This window comes from Streptomyces sp. MBT53, from assembly GCF_016654115.1.
In the GTDB taxonomy this organism is placed as follows: Bacteria; Actinomycetota; Actinomycetes; order Streptomycetales; family Streptomycetaceae; genus Streptomyces.
This window is the reverse complement of sequence record NZ_JAEQAZ010000341.1, coordinates 1-5,391: the sequence shown is the minus strand read 5'-3', so window position 1 is coordinate 5,391 and position 5,391 is coordinate 1. Positions and strand designations below refer to the sequence as shown.

The following is a 5,391-nucleotide window of genomic DNA, read 5'->3' as shown; positions in this document are numbered from 1 at the left end:
TCGCGTCGCTGCTCGGCGGGGACCGGTGGGTCGTCGTGCACGCGGCGCCCGACAGCCCTGTGTCCGACCCGGTCGCCGCGTCCGCGCTGGGCGCCGCCCTCGGGTCGGCGTTGATCGACCTGACGCCTGAGGTAGTACGGGTACTGGTCCCCGCCGATCGCGAACCCGCCCCGCACCTCGCCCCGCAATCCGGCTGGACCCTCGGTGTCAGTGCACCCGTAACTCCGGAGGACTGGCCGGCCGCCGACACCCAGGCGGCCCGTGCCCTGGCCCGGGCCCGCGCGACCCGCGCCCCGCTGGTCCGGCACGGTGCCGCCGACCGCCCCGGCCTCGCCGGACTGGTCCCCCACGGAGAAGCCGAGGCGCACGCCCGTACCCTCCTCGCCCCGCTCGCCACGAGCCCCGCGCTCACCGAGACGCTGCGCACCTGGCTCTCGCTGCACGGGAGTTGGGACCGTACGGCGGTCGCGCTGGCCGTGCACCGCAACACCGTGCGGCAGCGGATCGCCCGGTGCGCGGCGCTGCTGGACGCGGACCTGGACGATCCGGACGTACGGATGGAACTGTGGTTCGGCCTGCGTCACCTGTGAGCGGTCATCCGCGAGTCACCCGCGAGTGATCCACATCCCAGCGTCCGGGACGCCGGGCACCGGCACAGTCCGCTGCTCCACAATGGGGCCATGCCGATACCCGGGACCCCAAGCCGCGCCGAGCTCGTCGATCACCTTGTGAAGACCCGTATCGCGGGCGACGTAGCCACTCCCCGCGAGAACAACCTCTCCCACTACCGCAAGCTGGCCAACGGCGACCGCCACTACTGGTTCGGCCTGGAGCTCGGCGACCGCTGGTCCGACGAGCAGGACGTGCTCGCGGTGATGGCGGAGCGGGTGGGGGTGAACGACGATCCCGAGTACCGCTACGGCCAGGACACCATCGACCCGGAGCTGACGGTCGAGGCGCTCGACCGCCTCGCCGCGCGACTGCGCAAGGCGGCCGACGGTCAGCAGCGGGTGCTCTTCGCCACCGGTCACCCGGGCGGGCTGCTCGAAGTGCACCACTCCACGGCCGCCGCCCTGCGCACGGCCGGCTGCGAGATCGTGGTGATCCCGGAGGGGCTGCAGACGGAGGAGGGGTACGTCATGCAGTTCGCGGACGTGGCCGTCCTGGAGCACGGCGCCACCCTGTGGCACACCCACTCCGGTGAGCCGATGAAGGCGATCCTGACCGCCCTGGAGCGCGAGGGCCGCCCGCTGCCCGACCTGGTCGTCGCCGACCACGGCTGGGCGGGCTACGCGGGCCGCCACGGCGTCGACTCCGTCGGCTACGCGGACTGCAACGACCCGGCACTCTTCCTCGCCGAGTCCGAGGGCACCCTCCAGGTGGCCGTCCCGCTCGACGACCACGTGGTCAGCCCCAGGTACTACGACCCGCTGACGGCGTATCTGCTGGCGGAGGCGGGGCTGAGCTAGGGCTCAGGACTCAGATCCCGGCGATCGACTTGGGAGCCCGCTCGGCGCGCGCGAGCCCTCGTACGACGTCCGTCACTCCGTGTCGCCGGACCGCCAGACGGGCCAGCAGTTCGACGACCGGGGCGGTCACCCGTTCCGGGAACTCCGGGGTCGGCAGACCCACGCTGCACGCCAAGTCGTCGGCGTGGACGACGAGTTCCAGCAGCCGGGTGAGCAGGAAGTCGTCGAGTTCGAGGGACCAGTCGCCCCAGGAGGGGATGTGCAGGGGTCGCGAGGCGGGCGCCTTCGGCACCTCCGTCCGGAGCAGTACGAGTGCCTCGTGCACGCGCGCGTGCAGTGCCGCGTGCCCGTCCGTGGCCGTCGCCTCGCCGCCCTGCCGGATCCGTCCGCTGACCGGCGCGTCGGGGCCGGCGTCCAGCCAGATGACCCGCTCCAGGTAGTACTCCCGTAGCGGGATGACCGGTTGGGCCGGTACGGGTGCGGCGAGCAGCCCCGGCAGGGCCAGTTCCTGCCGGAAGATGTGGCCGGACAGCCCTCGGACGCTGTAGTGCCGCAGCGCGCTCGGCCGGTCCCAGGCGGCGGCGACGGCGGGGGCGGCGAGGAGCTCGCCGGTGATGTCGGCGGCCTGTGCGAAGGCCTCCCGGATCCGCCCGCCCCGCCAGTTCCACGACTCCTCGGTGACCGTCATGCCCTCATCCCACCCTGCCGGACGAGACGGCTCAACTCCCTTTTCACGGCCAGGGGTTCAGCCCCTCCGCCCGTCGCTGCGCATAGCCCGGCGTCGGGTCCAGATACACCCGGCTCACCGCCGGGAACGCCTCCCGCAGCCGCTGTTCGGCCTGTTCGCAGGCCCACTCGATCTGCGCGGCACTCGACCGGTCCCGGAAGTCGATCTTCGCGGCGACCAGCGCCTCTCGCGGGCCCTGTACGAGGGTCGTCAACTCCAGTACGGCTTCGATGTGTTCGACCCCGAGCAGTTCTTCGCGGATACGGTCCCGCATGGCCTTGGGCAGGGGGCGGCCGATGAGGAGTTCGGCGTTGGAGCGGCCCAGCACCCAGGCGACGTAGAGCAGGAGCAGGCCGATGCAGAGGGACGCGAGGCCGTCCCAGACGCCGGAGCCGGTGAGCTGTCCGCCGAGCAGACCGCCCGCCGCGAGGACCAGGCCGACCAGGGCGGCGGAGTCCTCCAGTACTACGGCCTTCACCGCGGTGTCGGGGGTGTAGCGGAGGTAGCGCTTGAAGGAGGCGTCGAAGCGGGCCGCCTCTCCGCGCGCCTGGCGTACGCCCGTCCGCAGGGAGTAGCCCTCCAGGAGGAAGGCGACGCCGAGCACGATGTAGGAGATGAGCGGGTCGCCGAGATCCTCGCCGGCGACCAGGGTGTGGACGCCGTCGTAGATCGAGAAGACCGCGCCGCCGACGAAGGTGGCGACGGCGGCGAGCATCGCCCAGATGTAGCGCTCGGGGCCGTAGCCGAGGGGGTGGTCCTCGTCGGCGGGTTTCTCGCTGCGCTTGAGGGCGGTGAGGAGGAGGAGTTCGGTGACCGTGTCGGCGACCGAGTGGGCCGCCTCGGAGAGCATCGCGCTGGAGCCGCTGATGACGCCGGCGACCGCCTTGGCGAGCGCGATCCCCAGGTTGGCGACGGCCGCGACGATCACCGTGAGGGTGGACTCGCCGCCGCCCTCACTCTCCTCCGCCGCCGCTGTCTCCTCGGTTTCTGTCATGCCCTCAGTCTTCCCGAGGAACCCGGACCACGCCCTCCTGAATGACGGAGACGGCCAGTTGACCGTCCTGGGTGTAGATCCGGGCCTGCCCGAGGCCGCGTCCGCCGTACGCCGACGGCGACTCCTGGTCGTAGAGCAGCCATTCGTCGGCGCGGAACGGCCGGTGGAACCACATCGCGTGGTCGAGCGACGCGCCGACGACATCTCCTACGGCCCAGCCGCCGCGGCCGTGCGCGAGGAGGATCGAGTCGAGGAGCGTCATGTCGGAGACGTAGGTCGCGAGGACCACGTGGAGGAGCGGGTCGTCCGCGAGTTTGCCGTCGGTGCGGAACCAGACCTGGGAGTGCGGTTCGCGCGGTTCGCCGAACCTGCCGTACGGCGGGTCGTCGACGTACCGGAGGTCGATCGCCTGACGCGCCTCCAGGAATCGTTCAACGATCCTCTGGTCGAGGTGGTCGTAGCCGAGCAGGCGCTCGCGGCCGGTGGGGACCGTCTCCGGGTCGGGCGCGGGCGGCATCGGGGTCTGGTGGTCGAGGCCTTCCTCGTACGTCTGGAAGGACGCCGACAGCGCGAAGATCGGCCGGCCGTGCTGGACGGCGAGCACGCGGCGGGTGGTGAAGGAGCGGCCGTCGCGGATCCGCTCGACGGTGTAGACGATGGGCGCGCCCGGGTCTCCCGTGCGCAGGAAGTACGCGTGCAGGGAGTGCGCGTACCGGTCGGCGGGGACCGTCCGTCCGGCGGCGACCAGGGCCTGGGCCGCCACCTGGCCCCCGAAGACGCGGGGGACGACGGCGGAGCGGGACTCGCCGCGGAAGATGTTCTCCTCGATCTGCTCCAGGTCGAGCAGATCGAGGAGATCCTGTAGTGCCTGGTTCATGGGGTTAGTTGTACCGGGCAGTAATTGCCGGGACCTTACAGACCCATGTCCTTGGCGATGATCGTCTTCATGATCTCGCTGGTGCCGCCGTAGATGCGGTTGACGCGGTTGTCCGCGTACAGGCGGGCGATCGGGTACTCGTTCATGAAGCCGTAGCCGCCGTGCAGCTGGAGGCAGCGGTCGATCACGCGGTGGGCGACCTCGGTGGTGAACAGCTTGGCGCTGGCCGCCTCGGCGGGGGTCAGCTCACCGGCGTCCAGGGCCTCGGTCGCGCGGTCCACGACGGCCTCGGCGGCGTCCACCTCGGCCTGGCAGGCGGCCAGTTCGAACTTGGTGTTCTGGAACGCGGCGACGGGCTGGCCGAAGACGACCCGGTCCTGCACGTACTGCTTCGCGAAGCGGACGGCGGCCTTGGCCTGCGCGTAGGCGCCGAAGGCGATGCCCCAGCGCTCGGAGGCGAGGTTGTGGCCGAGGTAGTAGAAGCCCTTGTTCTCCTCGCCGAGGAGGTCCTCGACGGGCACCTTGACGTCGACGAACGCCAGCTCGGCGGTGTCGGAGGTCTTCAGGCCGAGCTTGTCGAGCTTGCGGCCGACCGAGTAGCCCTCGGCCTTGGTGTCCACCACGAAGAGGGAAATGCCGTGGCGGCGGTCCTCCTTGGTGGACGGGGAGGTGCGGGCGCAGACGATCATGCGGTCGGCGTGCACACCGCCGGTGATGAAGGTCTTGGCGCCGTTGAGGACGTAGTGCGTGCCGTCCTCGGAGAGCTTGGCGGTGGTCTTCATGCCCGCGAGGTCGGAACCGGTGCCCGGCTCCGTCATCGCGATGGCCCACATCTCCTCGCCGGTGACGAACTTCGGGAGGTACTTCTTCTTCTGCTCGTCGTTGGCGAGCAGCTTGATGTAGGGCAGGCCGAGCAGCACGTGCACACCGGAGCCACCGAAGGAGACACCCGCGCGCGCGGTCTCCTCGTAGAGGACGGCCTCGAACTTGTACGAGTCGATGCCCGCGCCGCCGTACTCCTCGTCCACGCGGATGCCGAAGACGCCGAGCTCGCCGAGCTTGTGGTAGAACTCGCGCGGCGCCTGGCCGGCGGCGAACCACTCGTCGTAGACCGGGACGACCTCGGCCTCGATGAACGCCCGGATGGTCTCCCGGAACGCCTCGTGGTCCTCGTCAAACACCGTACGGCGCACCGCCGCCACCTCCAGCTAGCTCAAGGTTCCGTTTCTAAGCGCTTGCTCAGAACATCACGGTACCGGCGAGTAGGGGGAGCGTCCAGCGGAACGGGCACGTAACGCTCGTCACGCCGCCTTTGCCCACCCAC

The 5,391-nt window shown here is 70.7% G+C and carries 6 protein-coding genes; 2 read left to right on the top strand and 4 right to left on the bottom strand.

Translation table 11 applies throughout. The features are described from left to right. Positions 1–590, top strand: a 590-nt coding sequence (locus JHN45_RS50275; RefSeq protein WP_201056154.1) for a helix-turn-helix domain-containing protein, incomplete at its 5' end; no start/stop codon positions are given. Between the two features lie 90 nt (positions 591–680). Beyond that, positions 681–1,469, top strand: a complete 789-nt coding sequence (locus tag JHN45_RS50270; RefSeq protein ID WP_201056153.1) for a phosphatase — start codon at positions 681–683, stop codon at positions 1,467–1,469. A gap of 10 nt (positions 1,470–1,479) precedes the next feature. On the opposite strand, the gene JHN45_RS50265 is transcribed toward JHN45_RS50270, so the two are convergent. Genes JHN45_RS50265 through JHN45_RS50250 form a run of 4 tightly spaced genes read right to left on the bottom strand, consistent with a single transcriptional unit; the run spans position 1,480 to position 5,260 of the window. After that, positions 1,480–2,157: a maleylpyruvate isomerase N-terminal domain-containing protein gene (locus JHN45_RS50265; RefSeq protein ID WP_201056151.1), complete on the bottom strand. Its 678-nt coding sequence runs from the start codon at positions 2,155–2,157 to the stop codon at positions 1,480–1,482. Between the two features lie 43 nt (positions 2,158–2,200). Next, a complete protein-coding gene (locus JHN45_RS50260) occupies positions 2,201–3,190 on the bottom strand; it encodes a cation diffusion facilitator family transporter (protein WP_201056149.1) in 990 nt (329 codons plus the stop codon). A 4-nt stretch (positions 3,191–3,194) separates the two neighbouring features. Further along, positions 3,195–4,067 carry an acyl-CoA thioesterase II gene (locus JHN45_RS50255; RefSeq protein ID WP_200717250.1) on the bottom strand — a complete coding sequence of 291 codons (873 nt, stop codon included), beginning with the start codon at positions 4,065–4,067 and terminating at the stop codon, positions 3,195–3,197. 35 nt (positions 4,068–4,102) lie between these two features. Beyond that, positions 4,103–5,260 (bottom strand): acyl-CoA dehydrogenase family protein, encoded by a 1,158-nt coding sequence (locus JHN45_RS50250; protein ID WP_200717249.1) that lies wholly within the window; start codon positions 5,258–5,260, stop codon positions 4,103–4,105. Positions 5,261–5,391 lie beyond the last annotated feature (131 nt).

Coding starts and splice junctions, on each gene's coding strand:
- JHN45_RS50270 (WP_201056153.1), top strand. CDS start 681: ATGCCGATACCCGGGACCCCAAGCCGCGCCGAGCTCGTCGATCACCTT.
- JHN45_RS50265 (WP_201056151.1), bottom strand. CDS start 2,157: ATGACGGTCACCGAGGAGTCGTGGAACTGGCGGGGCGGGCGGATCCGG.
- JHN45_RS50260 (WP_201056149.1), bottom strand. CDS start 3,190: ATGACAGAAACCGAGGAGACAGCGGCGGCGGAGGAGAGTGAGGGCGGC.
- JHN45_RS50255 (WP_200717250.1), bottom strand. CDS start 4,067: ATGAACCAGGCACTACAGGATCTCCTCGATCTGCTCGACCTGGAGCAG.